The 22,307-nt window shown below is 67.7% G+C and carries 15 protein-coding genes; 10 read left to right on the top strand and 5 right to left on the bottom strand.

What is annotated here, in order from left to right:
• Positions 1-8 precede the first annotated feature (8 nt).
• The 4 genes from AC4D14_RS00830 to secA all read left to right on the top strand — a co-directional run bounded on the left by AC4D14_RS00830 (position 9) and on the right by secA (position 5,958).
• Positions 9-977 carry a ComF family protein gene (locus AC4D14_RS00830; RefSeq protein WP_490899673.1) on the top strand — a complete coding sequence of 323 codons (969 nt, stop codon included), beginning with the start codon at positions 9-11 and terminating at the stop codon, positions 975-977.
• Positions 978-1,096: 119 nt separating this feature from the next.
• Positions 1,097-1,825: a ribosome hibernation-promoting factor, HPF/YfiA family gene (gene hpf, locus AC4D14_RS00835; RefSeq protein WP_490899674.1), complete on the top strand. Its 729-nt coding sequence runs from the start codon at positions 1,097-1,099 to the stop codon at positions 1,823-1,825.
• Between the two features lie 105 nt (positions 1,826-1,930).
• On the top strand, positions 1,931-3,139 hold the full coding sequence (locus tag AC4D14_RS00840; RefSeq protein WP_490899675.1) for a winged helix-turn-helix domain-containing protein: 1,209 nt from the start codon (positions 1,931-1,933) through the stop codon (positions 3,137-3,139).
• A gap of 89 nt (positions 3,140-3,228) precedes the next feature.
• Positions 3,229-5,958, top strand: coding sequence for a preprotein translocase subunit SecA (secA, locus tag AC4D14_RS00845; protein ID WP_490899677.1), 2,730 nt, complete (start codon positions 3,229-3,231; stop codon positions 5,956-5,958).
• 2 nt (positions 5,959-5,960) lie between these two features.
• Here secA and AC4D14_RS00850 read toward each other — a convergent pair whose 3' ends face one another.
• Together AC4D14_RS00850 and AC4D14_RS00855 are read right to left on the bottom strand one after the other, a co-directional pair.
• Positions 5,961-6,524 (bottom strand): Rv3235 family protein, encoded by a 564-nt coding sequence (locus AC4D14_RS00850; RefSeq protein ID WP_490899678.1) that lies wholly within the window; start codon positions 6,522-6,524, stop codon positions 5,961-5,963.
• Positions 6,525-6,571: 47 nt separating this feature from the next.
• Complete coding sequence (locus AC4D14_RS00855) at positions 6,572-7,363, bottom strand: LysM peptidoglycan-binding domain-containing protein (RefSeq protein ID WP_490899679.1); 792 nt, start codon at positions 7,361-7,363, stop codon at positions 6,572-6,574.
• A gap of 114 nt (positions 7,364-7,477) precedes the next feature.
• On the opposite strand from AC4D14_RS00855, the gene AC4D14_RS00860 reads away from it, so the two are divergent.
• Positions 7,478-8,029, top strand: a complete 552-nt coding sequence (locus tag AC4D14_RS00860; protein ID WP_490899680.1) for a hypothetical protein — start codon at positions 7,478-7,480, stop codon at positions 8,027-8,029.
• 73 nt (positions 8,030-8,102) lie between these two features.
• Here AC4D14_RS00860 and AC4D14_RS00865 read toward each other — a convergent pair whose 3' ends face one another.
• A complete protein-coding gene (locus AC4D14_RS00865; protein ID WP_490899682.1) occupies positions 8,103-8,330 on the bottom strand; it encodes a helix-turn-helix domain-containing protein in 228 nt (75 codons plus the stop codon).
• A 224-nt stretch (positions 8,331-8,554) separates the two neighbouring features.
• Between AC4D14_RS00865 and AC4D14_RS00870 the strand changes: the two genes are divergently transcribed.
• Genes AC4D14_RS00870 through AC4D14_RS00885 form a run of 4 tightly spaced genes read left to right on the top strand, consistent with a single transcriptional unit; the run spans position 8,555 to position 16,892 of the window.
• Positions 8,555-9,214, top strand: coding sequence for a hypothetical protein (locus AC4D14_RS00870; RefSeq protein WP_490899683.1), 660 nt, complete (start codon positions 8,555-8,557; stop codon positions 9,212-9,214).
• A complete protein-coding gene (locus AC4D14_RS00875) occupies positions 9,211-10,536 on the top strand; it encodes a CpaE/TadZ family protein (protein ID WP_490899684.1) in 1,326 nt (441 codons plus the stop codon). Before AC4D14_RS00870 ends, AC4D14_RS00875 begins: the two co-directional genes overlap by 4 nt.
• Before the next feature lie 47 nt (positions 10,537-10,583).
• A complete protein-coding gene (locus tag AC4D14_RS00880) occupies positions 10,584-15,407 on the top strand; it encodes an NAD-glutamate dehydrogenase (RefSeq protein ID WP_490899685.1) in 4,824 nt (1,607 codons plus the stop codon).
• 9 nt (positions 15,408-15,416) lie between these two features.
• Positions 15,417-16,892, top strand: coding sequence for a sensor histidine kinase (locus AC4D14_RS00885; protein WP_490899687.1), 1,476 nt, complete (start codon positions 15,417-15,419; stop codon positions 16,890-16,892).
• Between the two features lie 149 nt (positions 16,893-17,041).
• Here the strand turns inward: AC4D14_RS00885 and AC4D14_RS00890 are convergent, their stop codons facing one another.
• Positions 17,042-17,290, bottom strand: a complete 249-nt coding sequence (locus AC4D14_RS00890) for a WhiB family transcriptional regulator (protein ID WP_459281356.1) — start codon at positions 17,288-17,290, stop codon at positions 17,042-17,044.
• 432 nt (positions 17,291-17,722) lie between these two features.
• Between AC4D14_RS00890 and AC4D14_RS00895 the strand changes: the two genes are divergently transcribed.
• Entirely contained in the window at positions 17,723-18,139 is a 417-nt protein-coding gene (locus AC4D14_RS00895) for a hypothetical protein (RefSeq protein ID WP_490899688.1), read from the top strand.
• A 110-nt stretch (positions 18,140-18,249) separates the two neighbouring features.
• Here the strand turns inward: AC4D14_RS00895 and AC4D14_RS00900 are convergent, their stop codons facing one another.
• Complete coding sequence (locus AC4D14_RS00900) at positions 18,250-22,239, bottom strand: type VII secretion EssC family protein (RefSeq protein ID WP_490899689.1); 3,990 nt, start codon at positions 22,237-22,239, stop codon at positions 18,250-18,252.
• Between the last annotated feature and the right edge of the window lie 68 nt (positions 22,240-22,307).

Consider the following 22,307-nt stretch of genomic DNA (forward strand, 5'->3'; position numbering starts at 1 on the left):
CTCGGAGCATGGCATGGGAAACGGTGGCCGGGGCGGCAGACCGCCTGCGGGCGGTCCCCTGCATCAGGGAGCTCGGAGCAGCGCTGGCCGCTTTCTGGTCCCTGGTGCTTCCGACGTCCTGCGTGGGCTGTGGCCGGGCCGATGCTTCGATGTGCGCCGTGTGTGCCGAGGCTTTCCGCCGCGCCACCGTCCGCCCGTTCTTCGCCGAGGCGAACGCCCTGGCCCTTCCGGAACACCTTGATCTTCCCGGAGCCCCCGCCCTTCCCGCGGGCCCGGCCCGATCCGCACCGTTCGCCCGGCCGGACGGAGGGCCCGGCGAGGGGGCCGACTTCATCCCGCTGCCGGTGATCGCCGCGGGAAGCTATGCGGGCGTCGTGGCCCGGACCGTCCTCGCCTACAAGAACCACAATCACACCGATGTCCACCGGCCGCTCGCCGCAGCCCTCGGCGGTGCGCTCCATCACGCGCGTTCCGCACTCGGCCTCCCCGATGGTTCCCCGTTCTTTTTGGTCCCCGTGCCCGCCCGGGCGTCCTCGCGCCGGCGGCGAGGCTACGATCCGCTTGGCATGCTCGTCGCCGGGCTTTCCCGGCGCGGTGAGCTGCCCGCCGGCGCGATCGTGCTAAGGGCCGTGGTTTTCCGCCGCGGGACGGTCCCGGACCGGGCCGCGTTGGCCGGCGTCCTGGGAAGGGGGCGGTCCGGCGGGCAGAAAGGCCTCGGCCGGCGTGCGCGGCGTACCAGCACCGCCGGAACGATGGCGGTTTCCCGGCGGCGCGCGCGCAGCCTTGCCGGTGCTCCCTGCATCGTCGTCGACGACGTCCTGACGACCGGTTCCACGATCGCCGAAGTGGTGAGGGTGCTCCGTTCGAACGGTGCCCGTGTGGCAGGAGGGGTCATTGTGGCAGCAACACCGCCGCCTGGGGCAACGGATCGGCTGAAAGCGAATTTCGAAGAAATCGGTGTGGGGAGGGATGAATAAAGGGCCTCGGTGATCTACCGTGAAGTACGGGAACCAAGAGAAAGACCGGAACCCGTCGGCAGCGGTCTGGGGGCCGTATTGGGCCGCTGTTGTGTCACCTTAGCGATTTGGAGGGCACCATGGAATTTGTGATCAATGGCCGGAATCTTGCAGTATCCGACCGTTTCCGCGAGTACGCCGCAGAGAAGATCGACAAGATCGAGCAGCTCGGCGATAAGGTCCAACGGGTGGACGCCAAGATCACCAAAGAATCAAGCGCCCGCATGGCTGAGACCTCACTGACCGTCGAACTCACAGTGCTGTGCAAGGGGCCGGTGGTGCGGGCCGAGGCCAGTGCTGCCGACAAGTTCGCGGCGTTCGATCTCGCGTACAACAAACTCCTCGAGCGCCTGCGCAGGGCCCGCGACCGCAAGAAGGTCCACCACGGCCGGCACACCCCGGTTGCCGTCGGCATCGCCACTGCAGGACTTGAACCCGTGAGCACCTCCCAGCCGATTTACGCCGAGCAGCCGGCCGACTCCGCCCCGGTCACCGAAGCGTCTTCGGCCGATGGATACGAATCTCCCGATGACATTCCCGCCGGCGACTCGCCGGTCCTCATCCGGCGCAAGGTATTCTCCGGAACTCCAATGAGCCTCGACGACGCTGTCGACAACATGGAACTGGTCGGCCACGACTTCTACCTCTTCGTCGATTCGGCGACCGGCGCGCCGTCCGTTGTGTACCGTCGGCAGGGATGGACCTATGGCGTCATCACCCTCGATGCCAAGTGCGCTGAAGGAACGCAGGAGCCGCAGGAAGAACTGCTCGCCTACCGAGCGAAGGAAGCCACAGCTGCAACCGCATAGTACGGTGCCGGCGCGGCGGCGGAGTTCCGCCGCCGCGGCCGGCGCTTCATCAAATCGTGCCCGGTGCACGCCGCACGCGCGGGTCGTGCAGCGCGGCGCCCGCCCATGACGACCCTTTCCCTCTCGCAGGCACGCCGGATCGCACTCGCAGCGCAGGGACTTGCACGGCCACGCCCCACGGGGACGCCGTCGTCGCGCGCCCTGGCCCGGGTCCTCGGCCAGGTGCAACTGCTGCAGATCGACTCGGTCAACGTCCTCTCACGGTCGCACTACCTTCCGATCTTTTCCCGGCTCGGCCCGTACGACACAGGGGTGCTCGACCGGTTCTCCGGAACCCACCCGCGGCGCCTCACCGAGTACTGGGCCCACGAAGCCAGTTTCATCGACCCGGCCCTTTTCCCCTACCTGCGCCCCTGGCAGCGCCGAAGCTGGGTCAGCGCCGCCGGCATGGACCCCGAGCTGCGTGCCTCCCTTGAGCAGAGGGTCCTCGAAGTGCTCGGCAGGAGCCGGCCGCTGACCTCGGCGCAGCTCCAGGAGCGGCTCGGCCACGAGGAGCTTCGGAACACCGATGGCTGGGGATGGCGCTGGAGTGCGGTGAAGCGGGTGCTCGAGGATCTTTTCGCCAGGGGCGAGATCAGCTCGGCAGGCAGGACGGCCCAGTTCGAGCGCAGGTACGCCCTCACCTCCAAGGTCATGCCGTCGGACGGGCTCACCGCCGTCGACGTCGATGCGCGTGAGGCGCTGCTGATCCTTGCGGAGCGGGCCGCAGCCGCGCTCGGCGTGGGGTCGGTCCGGGATATCGCCGATTACTTCCGCACACCCGTCCGCGACACCGCGGCGGCCGTCGACATCCTCGTCTCGCGCGGCGTGCTCAAGCCCGCCGAGGTGCGGGGCTGGAAGCGGCAGGCATACCTGCATGAGGCGGCGGTCCTTCCCCGCCGGGCCCTCGGGCGGGCACTGCTGAGCCCGTTCGATTCAATGGTTTTCGAAAGGGGCCGCCTCGAAGCCCTCTTCCACTTCCACTACCGGATTGAGATCTACACCCCTCCCGCGGCGCGGCGGTACGGATACTACGTCCTGCCCTTCCTCGTGGGAGAGACGATGGCCGCCCGGGTCGACCTCAAAGCGGACCGCCTTACCGGGCGGCTCCTGGTGCGTGGAAGCCACGCCGAACCGGACGCGCCGTCGACAACGGCAGCGGAGCTCGCGCAGGAGCTGGTGAGCATGGCAGGATGGCTCGGGCTGCAGGAAGTCGTCGTTGAACCGGTCGGCGACCTTGCCGAACCGCTGGCTGCGGCAGTGCGCTGGAGCTGACCGCAGGGAACTAAATCGAGAGACCGAGCGTCTCTCCCGTAGACTGAACACGCCACGTTTGGGCAGCCTTAGATTGGGAGCGAATACCAGTGCCATCACTTCTTGAACGAGTTCTCCGCACCGGCGATAAGAAGACACTGAAGAAACTCCGGAACTACGCAGACGCGATCAACGTCCTCGAGGACGAATTCCGTGGGATGTCCGACGCCGAACTGCGCGGTGAGACCGACCGGCTGAAGAAGCGCCACGCCGACGGCGAATCCCTCGACGCGCTCCTGCCCGAGGCGTTCGCCGCGGTACGCGAAGCCTCGAGCCGCACGCTCGGCCTGCGCCATTTCGACGTCCAGCTCATGGGCGGCGCAGCGCTCCACCTCGGCAACATCGCCGAGATGAAGACCGGCGAGGGCAAGACCCTCGTCGCCACAGCCCCCGCCTACCTTAACGCGCTGACCGGCAAGGGCGTCCACATCGTCACGGTCAACGACTACCTCGCCGAGTACCAGTCCGACCTTATGGGCAGGGTCTTCCGCTTCCTCGGAATGACGAGCGGCTGCATCCTCTCCAAGCAGGATCCCGCGGCCCGCCGCGAGCAGTACGCGGCGGACATCACCTACGGCACCAACAACGAATTCGGCTTCGACTACCTTCGCGACAACATGGCCTGGAGCGCCGCGGAGCTCGTCCAGCGCGGGCACAACTTCGCCATCGTCGATGAGGTCGACTCCATTCTCATTGACGAGGCCCGTACGCCGCTGATCATCTCCGGCCAGGCCTCAGGCGACGTGAACCGCTGGTACAACGAGTTCGCGAAGGTCGTCAAGAAGCTCCACGTCGACACCGACTACGAGGTCGATGAGAAGAAGCGCACCGTCGGCGTGCTCGAGGCAGGCATCGAGAAGGTCGAGGACTACCTCGGCATCTCCAACCTGTACGAGTCGGCGAACACCCCGCTGATCGGTTTCCTCAACAACGCCATCAAGGCCAAGGAACTGTTCAAGCGCGACAAGGACTACGTGGTCCTCAACGGCGAAGTCATGATCGTCGACGAGCACACCGGCCGCATCCTTGCCGGCCGCCGCTACAACGAGGGCATGCACCAGGCGATCGAGGCCAAGGAAGGCGTCGAGATCAAGGCCGAGAACCAGACCCTGGCCACGGTGACCCTTCAGAACTACTTCAGGCTCTACGACAAGCTCTCCGGCATGACCGGTACGGCCGAGACCGAGGCCGCCGAGTTCATGTCCACCTACAAGCTCGGCGTGGTGCCCATCCCCACCAACAAGGAGATGGCCCGCAAGGACCTTTCGGACCTGATCTACAAGAACGAGGTGGCGAAGTTCGACGCCGTCGTCAAGGACATCGTCGAGCGCCACGAGGAGGGCCAGCCCGTCCTCGTCGGAACCACGAGCGTCGAGAAGAGCGAGTACCTCTCCAAGCAGCTGGCCAAGGCCGGAGTCCGCCATGAGGTCCTCAACGCCAAAAACCATGCGCGCGAAGCCGCGATCGTCGCCCAGGCCGGCCGCAAGGGCGCCGTCACCGTTGCAACGAACATGGCGGGCCGCGGCACCGACATCATGCTCGGCGGAAACGCCGAATTCAACGCCGTCGCCGAAATGGAGAAACGCGGGCTCGATCCGGCGGATAACCCCGAAGAGTACGAGGCACAGTGGCCTGCAGTCCTCGAGGCGGCAAAGAAGGCCGTTGAGGCGGAGCAGGAAGAGGTGCGCGAACTCGGCGGGCTGTACGTGCTGGGCACCGAACGCCACGAATCACGCCGCATCGACAACCAGCTCCGCGGACGCTCCGGCCGCCAGGGGGACCCCGGGCGGTCGCGCTTCTACCTCTCGCTCACCGACGACCTGATGCGCCTTTTCAACTCCGGCGGCGCGGAGCGGATCATGAACAGTTCGACGATGCCCGATGACATCGCGCTTGAGTCGCGGCTTGTCTCAAAGGCTATTGAGAACGCCCAGGGCCAGGTCGAAGGCCGCAACGCCGAGCAGCGCAAGAACGTCCTGAAGTACGACGACGTCCTGAACCGCCAGCGCGAAGCCATCTACGGCGACCGCCGGCGCATCCTTGAGGGCGGAGACCTCAAGGAGAAGGTCGGTTACTTCCTTGAGGACGTCGTGACGGCAATGGTTGACGAAGCGACGTCGCAGGGCCACGGCGATGACTGGGACTACGAACTGCTGTGGACCAACCTGAAGACCCTCTATCCGATCACCCTGACCATCGACGAAGTGATCGAGGAGGCCGGAGGCAAGTCCAAGATCACCAGCGACTTCCTCCACGCCGAAATCCTCTCCGACGCCAAGCTCGCCTACCAGGCGCGCGAGGATGCCCTCGGCGAGCAGACGATGCGCGAGCTTGAGCGGCGCGTCGTCCTCTCGGTCATCGGACGGAAGTGGCAGGAACACCTCTACGAGATGGATTACCTCAAGGAGGGCATCGGCCTGCGCGCCATGGCCCAGAGGGATCCCCTCGTGGAGTACCAGCGCGAAGGATTCGTCCTCTTCCAGGCCATGATGGAGGCCATCCGCGAGGAGACAATCGGTTACCTGTTCAACCTCGAGGTCGAGGTCGCGGCGCCGGCGTCGACGGGACTGCCCGGCGTTCAGGACGCCCGCGGGCTTGTGCAGGGACCCACCGTCCGTGCGGCGGGCCTCGAAGCCCCGCGGCAGCCCGCGACGCTGAACTTCTCGGCACCGAATGCCCAGGGCGAGGCCGAAACCCACGTCGAGCGCCTCAAGACGGCCGTAGCCGAAACGAAGGCACGCGCGGCAGGGCGCTCGAACGGCAAGCGCCCGAAGAAGTAGCTTCAGCCGATCTCCAGGGCGGTGATGCGCCAGGATCCGCGGCGCTCCTCCACCCGGAGCGCAACGGCCCGGGCCCTCGTGCAGTCGTGCACCACGAGGGCGGCCTCGAAGGCGGTGTCGGACACCCGGCACAGCCTCGCTGCCCGCACCGTCGCACCCCGGTTGCGCCGCTGCGCTGCGGGCGGGGCAAGCCGGTGTCCCTTCGGAACCGCTGCTGCGGAACGCATGAGCGAAGCCCTCACCTCAAGCCGGTCGTAGCTGTCCTGGTCCAGCCAGCGCGACATCTGGTGGGCCGGGCGGGTACCTCCGAGCACCTCCACGGCGCCTTGGGCGACAGCGCAGGCAATGGCGCCCACCCGGGCCTCCACCCCGCCGGTCCGGCTCCCGTCAGCGCCGGGCCCGCTCTGCCCGGCCTTGGCTCCAGCCGGGACTCCGGGGGACCATGCGGAGCCTTCCCTGCGTTCATTCGGGGGCGGCGGAGCCGTCCGTGCGCCGGAACCCGCGCCCGGGGAATGGCTGCGGGAAGCGGTCAGTGAATCGACAGTGAGGGGAGCGGGGTCCGGCATGGTCTTGGCCTTTCATGTGAGGCGGCGAGCCCGGGGAGGGCTGAGGGCTACAGGTCGAAGGGTCGCCGGTCGCCGGGTGGTTTGAGGATCTGGCCGGGGATCAGAAGTGACGGGTCAGGCCCGATCACCGGCGCGTTCGCGGAGTACCAGCGCGGCCATTCGAGGGCTATCTCCGCATCGGTGGCAAAGGGGCCGAGGTGCTCGGCGGTGATCGCCCAGAGCGTGTCCCCCTCCTCGACTACAACCGTGGGCTCGGCATGCGCCGTCGAGGGCCGGGGCGCCGGCTGACGGCCAAGCAGGCCAGGCGGGCAGAAGGAGGGCAGCGGCTTCCACCGCGGTGTGACCCTCTGCTCCTCGGCGGGCGGATCGGAACGCGCGGGCGGATCGGAACGCGCCAGCACCGCCGCATCCAGCACCGCCGCATCCAGCATCGACGCATCCCGTGCAGGGGAGAGCGCGGTGGTGGTGCCGCCGGCCGGTTTGGACTCCCCTGCCGGCGCGGCGACGGCGGTGATCGGTACGGCAACGAGGTGGGCGCCGAGCACGGCTGCGGCGAGGCGGCGCATGAACGCGGGGGACAGGCGCCGCGCCTGCGCGGCGGAGCGCGGATGCCCGAGACGGGTGAGGGCTTCCGCCGCTATGGCGAAGAGCAGTGCCGCAGACCAGCAGGCGAGGACCGCAAGTCCAGCGACCGTGACAGCAAGCCCCAGCCCGTCCTCTAGTTGAAAGCGCGTTCCGGCGGGGCCGTTGCGGAGAATGGCACGCCCCGCGCCCCACAGCAGCAGGCCCAGGAGGGCAAGTGCCGCGGCCGCTACGGCATCTCTTGAAGCAATACTCACGGTGCCTCCCATCGAAACGGTTGACTCAATTTGATGCCGTTTGATGCAGTTTGTCTACACTTGTTTTTGATGACGGCAGTTGACGGGGGCTTTCCGGAAACCTAGGGTCAGAAAATGCGGTGGAACGCGTTATTCGATGACCTTGAGGACCAGTTCGCTGCGGCGCGCGCCGCCGAAGGAGAGGCCCTGGTCGGTGAGCTTCACCGGGCGGAGCAGTCCCAGGTCAGTCTCGCCGAAAGGCTCGCGGGCCAGCCGTCGAACATCCTCAATGTGCGGACCACTTTCGGGCAGGACTTCGCAGGCCAGCTCTCCCACGTCGGCTCCGAATGGCTCGTTCTCGAAGCGGGCGGGCAGTCGGTCCTGATTCCGTATGCCTCGGTGCAGACGATCGAGGGGCTGGGGCGCCACCCCGGGCCCGCGCTGCCACGGGTGCAGGCCCGGCTCGGCCTCGGCTCGGTATTCCGCGCACTCGCCCGTGACCGCGCCCTGGTGACGCTCCACGCAGGGCACCAGGGCTGGGGATACACAGGGACCATCGACCGCGTCGGCAGGGATTTCCTTGAACTCGCCGTCGTTCCGGCGGGCGAGCAGCGCCGCGCGGGAAACGTGGTCTCGGTCCTCGCGCTGCCGTTCGGAGCAGTCTCAGCGGTTCTTTCCGCGAACTGACCCCTGCCGGCCGGCCCTGGGCCGACGACCGGTCAAGCAGGGGATGGGACGGCGGAGGAGAGTCGGAACAGCCCTAGGCGTTGTTGACGGCGCGCGGGTTGTCGCGGAGAGCGGAAGCCGACTTCTCGTAGGCCTTCGCGATGTAGTCCTCGAGGACCTTCGCCTCGACCCGCCACTGTCCGCGTCCGCCCACCTGGATCGCGGGCAGCTCGCCCGAGCGCACCAGGGCGTATGTCTGGGAGGAACTGATGTTAAGGACCTCACCAACATCCGCAAGAGTCAGGAACCGCTTTTCAGCCACAACAATTGCCCTTCCTTCCGCCGGATGCCCTGTCTTCCCCTAATGATGTCACCGATCAGCATCATGATGACATCGATGGGCCCCGAAGAATCAAGTTGTCCACAGAATGGGCTCATTTGGCTGGGCGAGGTTTATTTTGCCGCACCGCTGCATAACAATGGCAGGGAGTCGGGCCCCGCCGTTCGAACATTCCCCAGCCAGGGCGGACCCGCAGGGGGAGTCGAATGAGCGTCGAAAGCCGAACCTCGACCGCGGTGCCGGCGCCACGGTTGCGGAAGCCGTCGTGGAGGGACCCCCGTCTGCTCATTGGCCTGCTCCTCGTCCTCGCCTCCACCGCCGGAGTCGTCGCCCTGGTCGGGAGCCTCGACAAGACCACCGACGTCCTCGCGGCAAAAGGGGAGATCCCGGTGGGGGCGCCGCTCGGGCCGGATGACTTCTCGACCGTGGCTGTGCGCCTGGGCAGCCTTGAGAACGCCTACCTCCCCGCGGCGGTGGGCGTGCCCGAGGGCGCGGTTGCCACCCGGCTGGTGCGGGCGGGGGAACTGGTGCCCGCGGAAGCGGTGGGCACCCCCGATGAACTCGACCGCAAGCCGGTCGGCCTGACCGTCTCCGATCCACTGCCCACCGGCACGGTGGCCGGAGCGCGTGTGGACGTATGGGTCGCGCTCCCGCTGGAGGGGCAGAGCGGAAGGTACAAGGAGCCGCAGCTGCTGCTTGAGGCGGCAGAAATCGCGGAGCTGACTGTCAACGAATCGGCCCTCGGCGCAAACCCGGCAACCCTGGTGCACGTGCTTGTCGAAGACGCCACGATGCCCGCCCTGCTCAACGCCCTGTCGAACGAAGCGAGAATAGCGGTCGTCCTCAATCCCGGCGGCGGGCCGTGAGCATTCCGGTCGTCACCGTCGGAAGGGCGGCAGGCGAGCAGGTGACGGGCCTTGAGAAACTGCGGGGACCGGTGACCGTCGTGCGCCGGTGCGCCGACTTCACCGAAATGCTCGCCGCGGGTCAGACGGGCCTCGCCCGCGCCGCCATCGTCTCGCCCGATGCGGGGGAGCTGACAGCGTCACTGCTCGAGCGCCTGCGCACCGTCGGGGTAGCGGTCGTGGCGCTCACCGACAGCGCCGCGTCCGCTGCGCAGACGCAGGCGCTGGGCGTCGCCTCAGCGCCGACATCAATAGCGGCCGAAGCGCTCGCCGATCTGGTCTCCTCCGCGGTGGCAACCCTTGAACCCTCCGGTCCGGCGGGCCACCCGGGCACCGCCTACGCCGACCCCGCTGCCGCCCTGCGGCCCATCGAGGGCGGAAACCGCAACGACGGCGAGGAGGGGAAGGGGAAGGTCACCGCGGTCTGGGGACCCACCGGAGCCCCGGGCCGGACCACTGTGGCGGTGAACATGGCAGCCGAACTCGCTGCCTCCGGATCACCGGTGCTGCTGATCGACGCCGACACCTACGGCGCGAGCGTCGGTGCGTTCCTGGGCCTGCTCGATGAATCGGCGGGACTGGCCAAGGCGTGCCGGCTGGCGGACCAGGGGGTTTTCGACGCCGCCGCCCTGGACCGGGTTTCGGCAACCGTTGCTGTGCGCGGCGGGAGGATGCAGGTGCTCACGGGGCTGACCCGCCCCGACCGGTGGCCCGAGCTGCGGCCCGCCGCCCTGGCCCGGGTCATCACTGTTGCACGCGCCGCGGCCGCCGTCACAATCATCGACGTTGGTTTCTGCCTCGAGACGGACGAGGAGCTGAGCTTCGACACTGTCGCACCGCGGCGCAACGGCGCCACGCTGCGCTGTCTGGAGCTCGCCGACGCCGTCGTGGCCGTTGGCGCAGCCGACACCGTCGGGGTGCCCCGGCTCGTCCGCGCGCTGGCGCAGTTGCAGGAGGCCGTTCCCCCGGCGGTCCCGCGGGTTGTCCTCAACCGGGTCAGGTCGGCTGCGGCGGGCCGTGCCCCCGAACTGCAGCTGCGCGAGGCGTGGGAGAGGTTTGGGCCGCCCGCCGGGATAGCGGCGTTCCTTCCGGACGACTCCGAGGCCGCCGATGCGGCGCTCCTGACCGGCTCGGTTCTCCTTGAAACCTCGCCCGCTTCGGCCCTCCGGACGGCCATCGCTGCCCTTGCCGATGTGACGGTTGAACAACGGCAGCGCCGCCGGTTTGGATGGGGCTCCAACGAAGTGAAGTTTTCGAGGATGCCCGTTAGGCTTCCAAGGTAAGGGGCTGCAACGGGGCGGCCTTTAATCTCGTTATGGAGGCGTTTTTCATGTCGTCTGGATCCAGCGTCACGGATCAGTTCAGTTCAGACACTTCGCTTGAGGATTTCATTGAGCACTACTATGAACACCTCGCCGGGGAGGACGCAGAGACCATCAGCGGTGAAGGGCTCCGCAGCCGGGCCCTCGCACACAGGACGCTCGCAGCGTCCCGTCCGGTAGGACAGCCCGTCGTCGACGTCATCGATGTCGGCGACTCAAGTGTCGTGATGATAGCGACCGACGACATGCCGTTCCTCGTCGACTCGGTCACCGCCGAGCTCGTGCGCCAGAACGCGGCAATCCGCCTCGTGATCCACCCGACGTTCATGGTGGAGCGCGACCGAAGCTCCTCCTCCCTGACCAACCTCCGGCGGGTTCCCTCAACGGCAGGAGCCTCAAGCGGCGACACCGCCGCCCTTCCCCGCATCTCCGACCCCCACGACGAGCGCATCACCTCGATCGAGTCCTGGATCTCCATCGAGATCAACCGGGTGCGGGACGAAGCCGGCCGTCAGGCAATCATCGACGGGCTCCGGAAAGTCCTTGGCGATGTCCGACTCGCCGTCGAGGATTGGCAGGAAATGCGCAGCAAGGCGCAGAGCATCGCCGATTCCCTGGGGTCGGTCGAAGGCGCCGGAGACATCCCGGACCTGCGGCAGGCACATGAGCTGCTTCGTTGGCTCGACGACGGCAACTTCACCTTCCTCGGCTACAAGGAATACGACCTGGTCGAAGATTCCGGTATCGACGCGCTTCGGGTGAGGCCGGGCAGCGGGCTTGGCCTGCTGCGCCACGGCGGGGACACCCGGCGCATCCAGCACCTGACGACGGCCGGCAGGGCGAAGGCGCGCGAGAAGCGGGCCCTGCTCATCACCAAGGCCAACTCACGTTCCACGGTCCACCGTGCGGCCTACCTCGATTACATCGGCATCAAGAGCTTCGACGCCCAGGGCAACGTCAACGGGGAGCGGCGGTTCATCGGCCTCTTCGCAACCAGCGCCTACACCGGCTCCGTGCGCAACGTGCCGATCGTCCGCGACAAGGTCGCCGAAATGCTCAGCCGCTGCGGGTTCCCCTCGAACTCCCATTCCGGCAAGGACCTCCTGTCGATCGCGGAAACCTATCCGCGCGACGAGCTTTTCCAGATCGAGGTCCAGGACCTCATCAACACCGCCATGGGCATCCTGCGCCTCCAGGAACGGCGCCGCACCAGGCTGTTCCTGCGCCCCGACGTGTACGGACGCTTCATGTCCGCCCTCGTTTTCCTTCCCCGCGACCGCTACACGACGAGCGTGCGGCTGCGCATCGAAGATGAGCTCAAGCGCACCTTCGACGCCGACTCAATCGACTTCGAGGCACGCGTCAGCGAGTCGGCGCTCGCCCGGCTGTTCTTCCGCATCCGGCTGCCCCGGGGCGAGGAGGTGCCGGCGGTCGACACGGCAGAGCTGGAGGGGCGCCTGGTCCGGGCGGCCCGGTCCTGGTCCGAAGGCATCGACGAGGTGGCCAAGACGCGCTTCGACGCCGAGACCGCCAAACACCTCGCCTCCCTCTGGGATGAGGCATTCCCGGCCGGATACCGCGTTGACTACGAGGTGGAGGAAGCACTCGAGGACGTCGTCCGCTTCGAGTCGCTCGGCGCCTCGCGGACAGGCGCGCCCGGCATGCACGTCTACGTGCCGGAGGGCGCCGGAGACACCGTCGAGGAAGACGCCCGGCTCAAGCTGTACCTCCGGGAACCGCGCAGCCTCACGCAGATCCTCCCTTTCCTGCACAACCTGGGGCTCGAAGTCCTCGACGAGCGTCCGTTCGAGATTTCCCGGGCCGACGGCGAGCAGTTCTTCCTCTACGACCTCGGCCTGAAGTACCCTGCCGGAATCGATCCCCTCACCACCGCCGACCTGTTCAAGGAGGCCTTCGCGGCGGCCGTTGTGGGCGACAGCGAATCCGATACCTTCGACCGCCTCGTCCTGCGCGAGAACCTCAAGTGGCGCCAGGTGCTGATCCTGCGCGGCTACGCCAAGTACATGCGCCAGATCGGCAACACCAACTCCTACGGGTTCGTCGCCGACACCCTGCTGCGCAACCCCGTGGTTGGACGGGCGCTCGTGGCGCTCTTCGAGGCGCGGTTCGATCCCGAGCTGGCGGGCGACCGCACGCAGGCCGCCGATGCGGTGCGGCGGGAGCTTACCGAAGGGCTCGAGCAGGTCCTCACTCTCGACGCCGACCGGGTCCTGCGCACCTTCGTCAACCTGATCGAAGCGACTCTGCGCACGAACTTCTTCCAGGACAAGCGCCATGTCAGCTTCAAACTGAACACCCCGATCATCGACGGCGCGCCGTTCCCACGTCCCAAGTACGAAATCTGGGTCTACTCGCCGCAGGTCGAAGGAGTGCACCTCCGCTTCGGCGAAATCGCCCGGGGAGGCCTGCGGTGGTCCGACCGCCGCGAGGATTTCCGCACCGAGGTCCTCGGCCTGGTCAAGGCGCAGACCGTCAAGAACGCCGTCATCGTTCCCACCGGCGCCAAGGGCGGGTTCTTCCCGAAGCAGCTGCCCGATCCGAGCGCCGACCGCGCCGCCTGGATGGCTGAAGGACAGGCCAGCTACCGCACCTTCATCCGGGGCCTGCTCGACATCACCGACAACCTCGTGACGACTGACGGAAAGGAGTCCGTCGTCGTTCCCGACCGCGTGGTCCGCCATGACGGCGACGACTCCTACCTCGTCGTTGCTGCTGACAAGGGCACTGCGTCCTTCTCCGACATCGCCAACAGCCTGTCGGAGGAGTACGGCTTCTGGCTTGGCGACGCATTCGCCTCGGGCGGCTCGGTGGGCTACGACCACAAGGCGATGGGCATCACGGCCCGCGGCGCCTGGGAATCGGTCAAGCGCCACTTCAGCGAGTTCGACATCGATACCCAGACTCAGGACTTCACCGTCGTTGGCGTCGGCGACATGAGCGGCGACGTGTTCGGCAACGGAATGCTCCTGTCGGAGCACATCAAGCTCGTTGCGGCCTTCGATCACCGGCACATCTTCCTCGACCCGAATCCCGACACCGCGGCCTCCTACGCCGAACGGCGGCGGCTGTTCGAGCTGCCGCGCTCAAGCTGGGAGGACTACGACGCCTCACTGCTCAGCGAGGGCGGCGGCATCTACCCCCGCCAGGCGAAGACCATTCCCGTGTCGCAGCAGGTCCGGGAGGTGCTGGGCCTTGACGACTCGGTCAGCACCCTCAGCCCGCCGGAGCTGCTGCGGGCCATCCTCAGCGCGCCGGCCGACCTGCTCTACAACGGCGGCATCGGCACTTACGTGAAGTCCTCCGCGGAGACCAACGCAGAAGTCGGCGACCGCGCCAATGACGCAATCCGGATCAACGGGAGTGACCTGCGGGTCAAGGTCGTCGGAGAGGGCGGCAACCTGGGCATGACCCAGCGGGGCCGGATCGAGGCCGCGCTCAACGGGGTGGTCCTCAACACCGACGCGATCGACAACTCGGCCGGGGTCGACTGCTCCGATCACGAGGTCAACATCAAGATCTTCGTCGACCGCATGGTGAGGCTCGGCCGGATGACGGAGGAGGAACGTCCGGCGTTCCTTCACTCAATGACGGATCAGGTCAGCGAGCTCGTCCTGCGCGACAACATCGACCAGAACGTGCTGCTGCTGAACGACCGCCAGCGCATCATCGAGTGGAGCCCCAGCTTTGAGCGGCTGATGGACTGGCTCGAGGTGAAGGCGGACCTCGACCGCGGCCTCGAATCCCTGCCGACGACCAAGGAGCTCCGCGCGCGGCTCGAGACAGGCAAGGGCCTCACCTCGCCCGAACTGTCGGTCCTCGCCGCCTACGCGAAGATCGAACTGGCCAAGGCACTCACCGCGAGCAACCTGCCCGACGACCCGTGGTTCTCGGGAACCCTGCGCCAGTACTTCCCGTACCAGCTCGTTGAGCGCTTTGGGGACATGCTCGATACGCACCCGCTCCGCCGGGAAATCATCGCGACCACGATCGCTAACGACATGGTGAACATGGGCGGCATCACCTTCGCCTTCAGGGTGATGGAGGAGACCTCCGTTCCCGAAGCCGTCGTAGCCCGGGCCTTCGTCGCGCTGCGCGAGATCTACGAGCTTGACTCGATCGTCAGCGCGCTTGAGGACCTGCCCGCCGACTTCTCTACCGAGCACTGGTGCGAGGTCCACCTCGACCTGCGCCGTCTGCTCGACCGTGCCGTCCGCTGGTTCGTGAACCACGTCGAAGCCGGAACCACAGTCGAAGAGGACATTGCGGCGTTCAAGCCGCTCATCGATCCGCTGCGGTCCCGGCTCGCCTCCTTTGTCCGCGGATGCGACCTTGAGCGCGTCGAGAAGTGGCGGGCAGCCGCAGAGGAGCGGGGCCTCCCCGAGTCCATCCGCTCCACGTGGGCCGAGCAGTTCGAATCCTTCGCACTGCTCGACATCGCGTACAGCACCCGCCGGGTCGACGAACCCGTTGAGGACATCGCCCGGGTCTACTACGCGGTCTATGACCGGTTCCAGGTCGACAACCTGCTTGAGCGCATCACGCTGCTCCCGCGGACCGACCGGTGGCAGGCGCTCGCCCGCGCGGCACTGCGCGACGATCTCTACTCAACGGTTGCCGACATCACCGTAGCGGTGCTGAAATCGTCGCAGCGGGGCGCCGACGCGTTGGAACGGCTCGGTCAATGGGAGGCTTCGAACGCCGACCAGCTGGAACGGGCCCGCAGCATGTTCGCCGAGGTCAACAGGCTGGAGCGGGACGACATCTCATCGCTCTCGGTGGCGCTCCGCCTCCTGCGTTCCATCGTCCGCTGATCCGGGCCAATGGCGATCTTCACCGACCCGATCCGGGACTACAAGGGGTTTGCCCCGGGCGACGCCGAATGGCTTCACCTGCTCGTGGGCGACTGGCAGATGGTCGCCGACCTTGCCTTTGCTGACCTCGCACTGTGGTTCCCGCTCGAGGAGGGCGGCTACGTGGCGCTCGCCCACGCGCGCCCATCGACCTCGCAGACCGTCTTCCACAGCGACTTCGTGGGGGAGCGGATCCGGGCGGATCTGCTCCCGCTGGTGGACCGCGCCTGGGAAAGCCAGCGGATCGAGCGCACGCCCGAGACGAGCTGGACCACCGATATGGCCATGCGCGTCGAGGCGGTCCCCATGGTGCGCAACGGGCGGACCCTTGCGGTCGTGACCACGCACATGGACCTCTCGAGTTCGCGCATGCCCTCCCGGCTGGAGCTGACCTACCGCCAGTGTGCCCACGACCTGCTGCGGATGGGCACGCTTGGGCTCTGGCCGGACTTCGCGACGCCCACCGGTTCCCGCCGCGGCGCCCCCCGCGTGGGCGACGGACTGATCCGCCTCGACGTTGAAGGGGTCGTGCAGTATGCGAGCCCCAACGGCGTCTCCGCCTTCCGGCGGCTCGGCGACGTCGAGACCCTCGAGGGAAGGCCGCTGGCCGAAATCACAACGCCGCTGCTGAAGGACCGGCGGATGGTTGACGAGACCCTTCCGCTCGTTGTCACCGGCCGCATGCCGTGGCGAACGGAAATAGCCTCGCGGGGAGTCAGTCTTTCCCTTCGGGCCATTCCGCTCCGGGACGAGAAGGAACGCTTCGGTGCCCTCGTGCTCGTGCGCGACGTCTCCGAACTGCGGCGGCGCGAAATGGAGCTTGTCTCAAAGGACGCGACAATCCGGGAAATCCACCACCGCGTGAAGAACAACCTGCAGACCGTCGCAGCGTTGCTTCGCATGCAGTCGCGCCGCATGGTCAGCGAGGAGGGAAGACAGGGCCTGGAGCAGGCGATGCGCAGGGTCGGCACGATCGCCCTCGTCCATGAGACGCTCTCCCAGGGCCTGTCGCAGAGCGTCGACTTCGACGAGTTGATTGCGCGGCAGTTCAGGCTCTCCGCCGAAGTCGCATCACCGGCGCAGACCGTACGCACGGAACGCAGCGGAGATTTCGGGGAACTGCCCAGCGACTTCGCCACCCCGCTTGCCCTCGTGATCAACGAACTCGTCACCAACGCCGTCGAGCACGGCCTCGCCGAGCGCGGAGGCACCGTATGGCTGCTGGCGAACCGGCGCACGGACCGCAGTGGAGAGGAAGTCCTCGACGTGACGATCGCCGACGACGGCATAGGACTGCCGCCCGGCGGCCACGCCGAGGGGCTCGGCCTCCAGATCGTCCGCACCCTTGTGACAAGCGAACTCGGCGGGACCATCGAGTGGAGCGCCCGCGAAGGCGGGGGAACCTCGGTGACGATCGAGGTCGGCCTGAGCGGGGAAAGCGCCTAACGTTCCCCGCTGCGGTGCGGCCACCCGCAGAAATGCCCACGCAGGAAAGCGCTCGCAGGAACGCAGGCAGAAAAAGGAAGGGCCGCCCCTTGGGGCGGCCCTTCCTTTTAGTATGGCTGAGAAAGTCTCAGATCTGCTGCTCCACCCGGTTAGGAGGCCCGGCGGGCGCGGGCTGCACGGCGCTTGAGTGCCCGCCGTTCATCTTCGCTGAGGCCACCCCAAACGCCGGCGTCCTGGCCGGATTCTATGGCCCACTGAAGGCAGGTGTCGATCACCGGGCAGCGGCGGCAGACGCTTTTAGCCTCTTCGATCTGAAGAAGCGCCGGTCCGGTGTTTCCGACCGGGAAGAACAACTCCGGGTCTTTATCCAGACACGCAGCGCGGCTACGCCAATCCATGTTGATCACATTCTCCTTTAGCTCCTTGTGAAAAGATTCACGAAGGGCCTCATAGTAAAGGGGCCCTATCCGGCCCCCGCGTTTTCCTTTATCAAGGCTGTCACGTTACCGACTGGTAAACAAGGGGTACGGGGCCGTGAGTTGCCTGGTAGGAGTGAGCGTTACATCACAGAACCGGCATATTTGCGTTTTGTCCCTTGGTGCGGCCTACGCAGTCGGGAACGCTGGGCAGGCCGTGGGATATGCAATCAGCCGCCTCAACCGCCCCGTCCCTTCGCGGCGGTGCCGTCCATCCGATAGGGTTCCGGTGTGACGAAATCCCCCCGATCGGAACCACCGAGTCCCCAACCCGGTCGCAAATCCCGAGCGAAATCCGGTCCGAAGGGCTCGGAAACCCAACCGGCACGCAATGCACCGCAAGCGGCCGAGCCGGTGGAGGCGAAAACACCGTCGGCTGTGCGCCCGCCCGGTGTCGTCATCATCGCGGGGCTGCTCGCTTTTGAATCCCTCGGGCTGCTGGCAATCGCCGTGTGGTATATCAACGGGCTTTTGACTTCGACCCCCCTCTCGGTGGGCGGCGCGGTCTTTATCGTGGTGTTCCTGCTGCTTCTCGCGGGCTGGCTGGCGGCAGTGGCCAGGGCGCTGCTGCGCGGATTCCGTTGGCCGCGCACTGCAGCCTTGGTGTTCCAGTTGTTCCTCGTGATTCTTTCGATGTCGCTGTTCTCCACGGGCGCCGTCCTCGGCGGCCTGGTGATGGTGATCCCCGGCGCCATTGTGCTGCTGCTGCTCTTCACGCCCCGGGTGCTCGCCTACACGGTGCGGACGGTGGATTCCGGCAGGGCCCTGTAAGGATGCACTTCAACCGCGCACTCCCCGCACTCTCCAGCGCAGTGCGGCCACCTGCGGATAGGGAGTGAAGCACCCCTCCAAGTCGTTACAGCCCACCGGGAGAAGCGGCCTCAGGAACGAACACCGCTGCACCGCGCCATCTGCAGCTCGGTCGCGGTCCCGCCGTCTATGAGGAAGCCCCGGCCGGGCAGTAAAGGCCCGTACACATCAAGCCGCACTCCGAAGAAATCTCCATCGGCTGCCGCGCGGGGCGCGAGGACCAGCCCGGACCCGGACGCCCGCGCCTGCAACGCCAACGGAACGCGCGTCGCCAGGAGGGGGCCCGGCGCCGCAGCCAGCACCGCCCGCGCACCCCGGGCAAGAAGTGAGGACGCGGCGTGATGGACTTCCGGGGCCAGCCGGTCGGCGTCGTCAAGCAGTAGGACGCACTCCTCGGGCGGAATTGCCGAGGCACTCTCAGCGGACAGCCCCCAGTACTCGGCTTTGCCGCTGCCGCGAGCCGGCCGGAGGCATAGCATCCCTGGCGGGAGACACAGCGCAATATGGTCGAGCAGGTTGCTGCGCCCGGAGCCCGGGACTCCGAGCGCCAGGACGGGCAAACCCACGGGCAGACTGAGGTGGACCGTCTCAAGCTCGTCCCCCGCCACCCCGATGGGAACGGCACACCCAAATCCAGCCGCGGCAGCAACGGGAGGAGCCGGTGCCGCCGCGAGCGCCGAGGCCGCCACGACGGCAGGCAGCGGCTCCACCCTGAACGGCCGGCGCCGGGGCGGCGGCAGGAACGCAGGCAGCGCGGGGGTACCGCCGGCATCAATGAACTGCGCTACGCCCGGAGCTGGCCCCGCCATCCTTCCGAGAACGAAGCCCCGCCCTGGAACCCTGTCCATTGCGGGCAGCGGCGGCCAGGTCATGAGGGTGTCCTCGTGTGCCCCGGTGGGAAAATATGCCCTGTTGGGAATGGCGGCGAAGGGGCGTCCCGTGATCAGTTCTCGCATGCCCGTCGTCGCGACGACGACCCCAACGTCGCCTCCGTCCCTCATCACGGCGAGCAGTGCTTCCTCGGCGGCCGCATACCTGCCATCCCGGAAGAGGCCACTCCACCTGCCCCACCCCGAAATGAATGCGCAGACCAGCTGTTCAGGAGGGCTCTCGGTACCTGCGAGCCGGCCGCCGACAAGGTGAGCCAACCGGTGAACGACCCGGGCTGCCCGTTTGACCTCATGCCCGGCGACATACGCACCGGTCTGGGCCGCGCCAGCCGCGAAGCGGAGAGATCCGTCGCCGTCGAGGACATACGCATGGATGTCGGGATCCGCCGACAGAGTTTCGCGGGCCAGGACCTGGAGAGCCTGGACGGACCCGGACCCCGCAGGTCCGATGAAGGCCACGTGCGAATGTTCCCGCGGCGCCCACCCGAGGCACTGCTGTTCCTGGCGGTCGGGTCGGTCGATGACGCCCAGAACCGCCCTCCCGCCGCCGCCCTGCGGCACCCGCGTGGGCGGCAGGACAGGTGGGAGCTGGGGGAGGACCGGCCGCCGCAGCGGCGCTGCACCGGACTCGCGCCACGCTCCGGCCAGCGCCGCAACGAGGCAGCGGAGTCCGGCCGCCCGATCCTCCTCTGCGTGTGGGCGGGGGACTGCGGAGCCGGCACGCGGGCGGAGGTACTCAGCGAGGTCGGCAACAGGATCACGCAGCGACCGCGGGCGCGCGATGTCCGCCGACTGGAATCCCACCGCGGCGGCCGGTCCAACTTTGAGCAACGCCCGCCCGGGGCAGCCCACCGGGATCACCGATGCCTCGTCCGACCCGAGGACATCCCGGGAGTCCTGTGCCGCCTGCATGCGGAACGCGATCGTCGTCGTGACGTTGGCGCGGATATCGGCGCCGACTGCGCCCTGGGGGCGCTGGGTTGCCATCACCAGGTGGATTCCGAGCGAACGGCCCAGGGAGGCGAGCTTCATGAGGTCGGCGGCCGCTCCCGGCACGGCGTCGGTGAGCATGCGGAACTCATCGATCACCACCACGAGGCGGGCGACCGGCGGCGCCGATGCTGTCCGAGGGTACTGCTCAAGGTCCGGTGCTCCCCATTCGGCGAAGAGCTGTTCCCTCCGGCGCAGCTCGGCAATCAGGGAAGTCAGCGCCCGAGCCGTCGACTCGAGGGTCAGGTCGGTGAGCAGCCCGACACAGTGGGGGAGGTCCGCGAGCGCCCCAAGGCCCGAACCGCCCTTGAAGTCGATCAGGAGGAAGTTGACGGCTTCGGGAGGATAGGCGGCCGCGGTGGCCAGCACGAGGACCTTGAGGAACTCGGATTTCCCCGACCCGGTGCTTCCGGTAACGAGCAGGTGCGGGCCCTGCGCAACGAGGTCAAGGACCAGGAAGCCGCGCTCGGTGCAGCCGATCGGGACGTGCACCCCAGTGACGCTCCTTGTGGAATCCCAGCGGCTGGTCACCGCGCCCGCTGCCGGGCTGCTCGATGAGCCGATGCAGTCCCAAAAGGAGCAGCTGCGCGGCAGGGAAGCTCTAGTTCCCCCTGTCGCCGGCAGAGTGCCCGAGCCCAGTGCGCGGGCGGTCCGCTCGAACGTAAGGGCGCCGACAAGATCCGGCGCGAACGGCAGTACCCGCCCCTCCGTCTCCATCTCCATGACCGCCGGTCCCGCCCGCTTGCCCGGATCCTCCCTCGGCGCGGCGCTGATGAAGCGGACGACCGCGGCTGCCTCCTCCGGAAGTGCAGGCAGCGGGCCGAACTGCAGGACGCCGGTACAGCCACCATGCGTCATGAGGTCCTCGAGGCTTTCCGGAGTTGAGGCAAGGTGCACCCCGGGGAGGAACTGTGCGCTGAGGGGCAGCTGCCAAGGCTCGCCCCAACACACAACCCCCGGCAAACGCCCCTGTGCAGCGGCCCACTGGAGCAGGATGCACCGCGCGAGGCCGAGGAGGTCGCTGTGGGATCCCCGGAAAACCACCTCGGCCGGAACCGCGGGATGGGCCGGGCGCAGGGGAAGGTCGACGAGCACCGGAACCGACCTGAGCACAGAAGGTTTCCAGCCCAGGATCGGCGGGCTGACCTGGATCCGCGCCGGTTGGTCGGCGGTGCCCGCCCGCAGCCGCACGTGCTCGGCCCGCACCCCCGAAGCTGCTAACCCTTGACCCGCCACCCTTGAACGAGCCACCCCTGAACCGGCAGTGGCCGGCTGGATGAAGGACGCCGCTGCCGCAGCAAGGGCGACACCTCCCACATCCGGCGTCGCATGCCGCCGCTCCTCGTCCCGGCGGGCGGCATCCTTTACATCGGCCGCGAAGCGCCGCGCTCGCCGTCGTCCCACAAGCAGTGACACCACGGCCGTGAGCGTCGACAACGCACTGAAGGCGAGAAAGAGGCCCATTTGGGTAACCGCCGCGATGCCTGCCCCAAGCAGCAGTGACAACAGTGCCGCGGCGAGCACCTGGCGTCCGCGGTCCGGATCGGGGGGAGCGGTCACCTCCAACGGAAGGTCTATCGGCTCCGGCGGGCCCGGCGGCGTCGACGGCTTCCGGAACACGGCAATCGAACAGGTCGAGCCGCCGATCCGCAGCGACGATGCTGTGGTGATCACCGCTTCGGTGATCCTGCGCCCGTCGACCCAGGTACCGTTCGCCGATCCGGCATCCCGGAGACGGACGGCATTCCCTCCAAGGTGCAGCGTGGCGTGCCAACGCGAAAGCTCCGGGTCGCGGATGACGATGTCGCACCCGTCCCGGCCGATCGAGTAGCGCCCGCGGCGCAGCGCGGTGAGCTGCCCCGCGTCCGGGCCGGTGCCGACGACGAAGACGAGGCCGGGCCCGCCACGGAGGGTACGCGACCACCTTCCCGGGCCGCGGTGCAGTGCACCGCCGGCCACGAGCACGGCGCCGTTGCCCAGCGGGGGAATGCCCGGGCTGAGGTGTTCGAGAGGAATCCCCGACACCGTGAAGAACGCACCGCCGAAGGTTGAGTGGAGGTGCTCCGCGAGGTCCGTCCCCGTACCCGCCGCCCGCAGGTCGACCACCACCTCCCGTGGGAGCATGGCGGCAACGCCGGAGGGTGCGTCAGGGCCGGAAACCAGCGTGACGTGCAGGGCCACGACGCCTCCTTCAGGCTCGGTACGGATGTGAGTGGAAGGTTAGGCAGGATCACAGCTCGAGGCGGCTC

It is taken from the genome of Arthrobacter sp. TJ-254 (assembly GCF_058269175.1).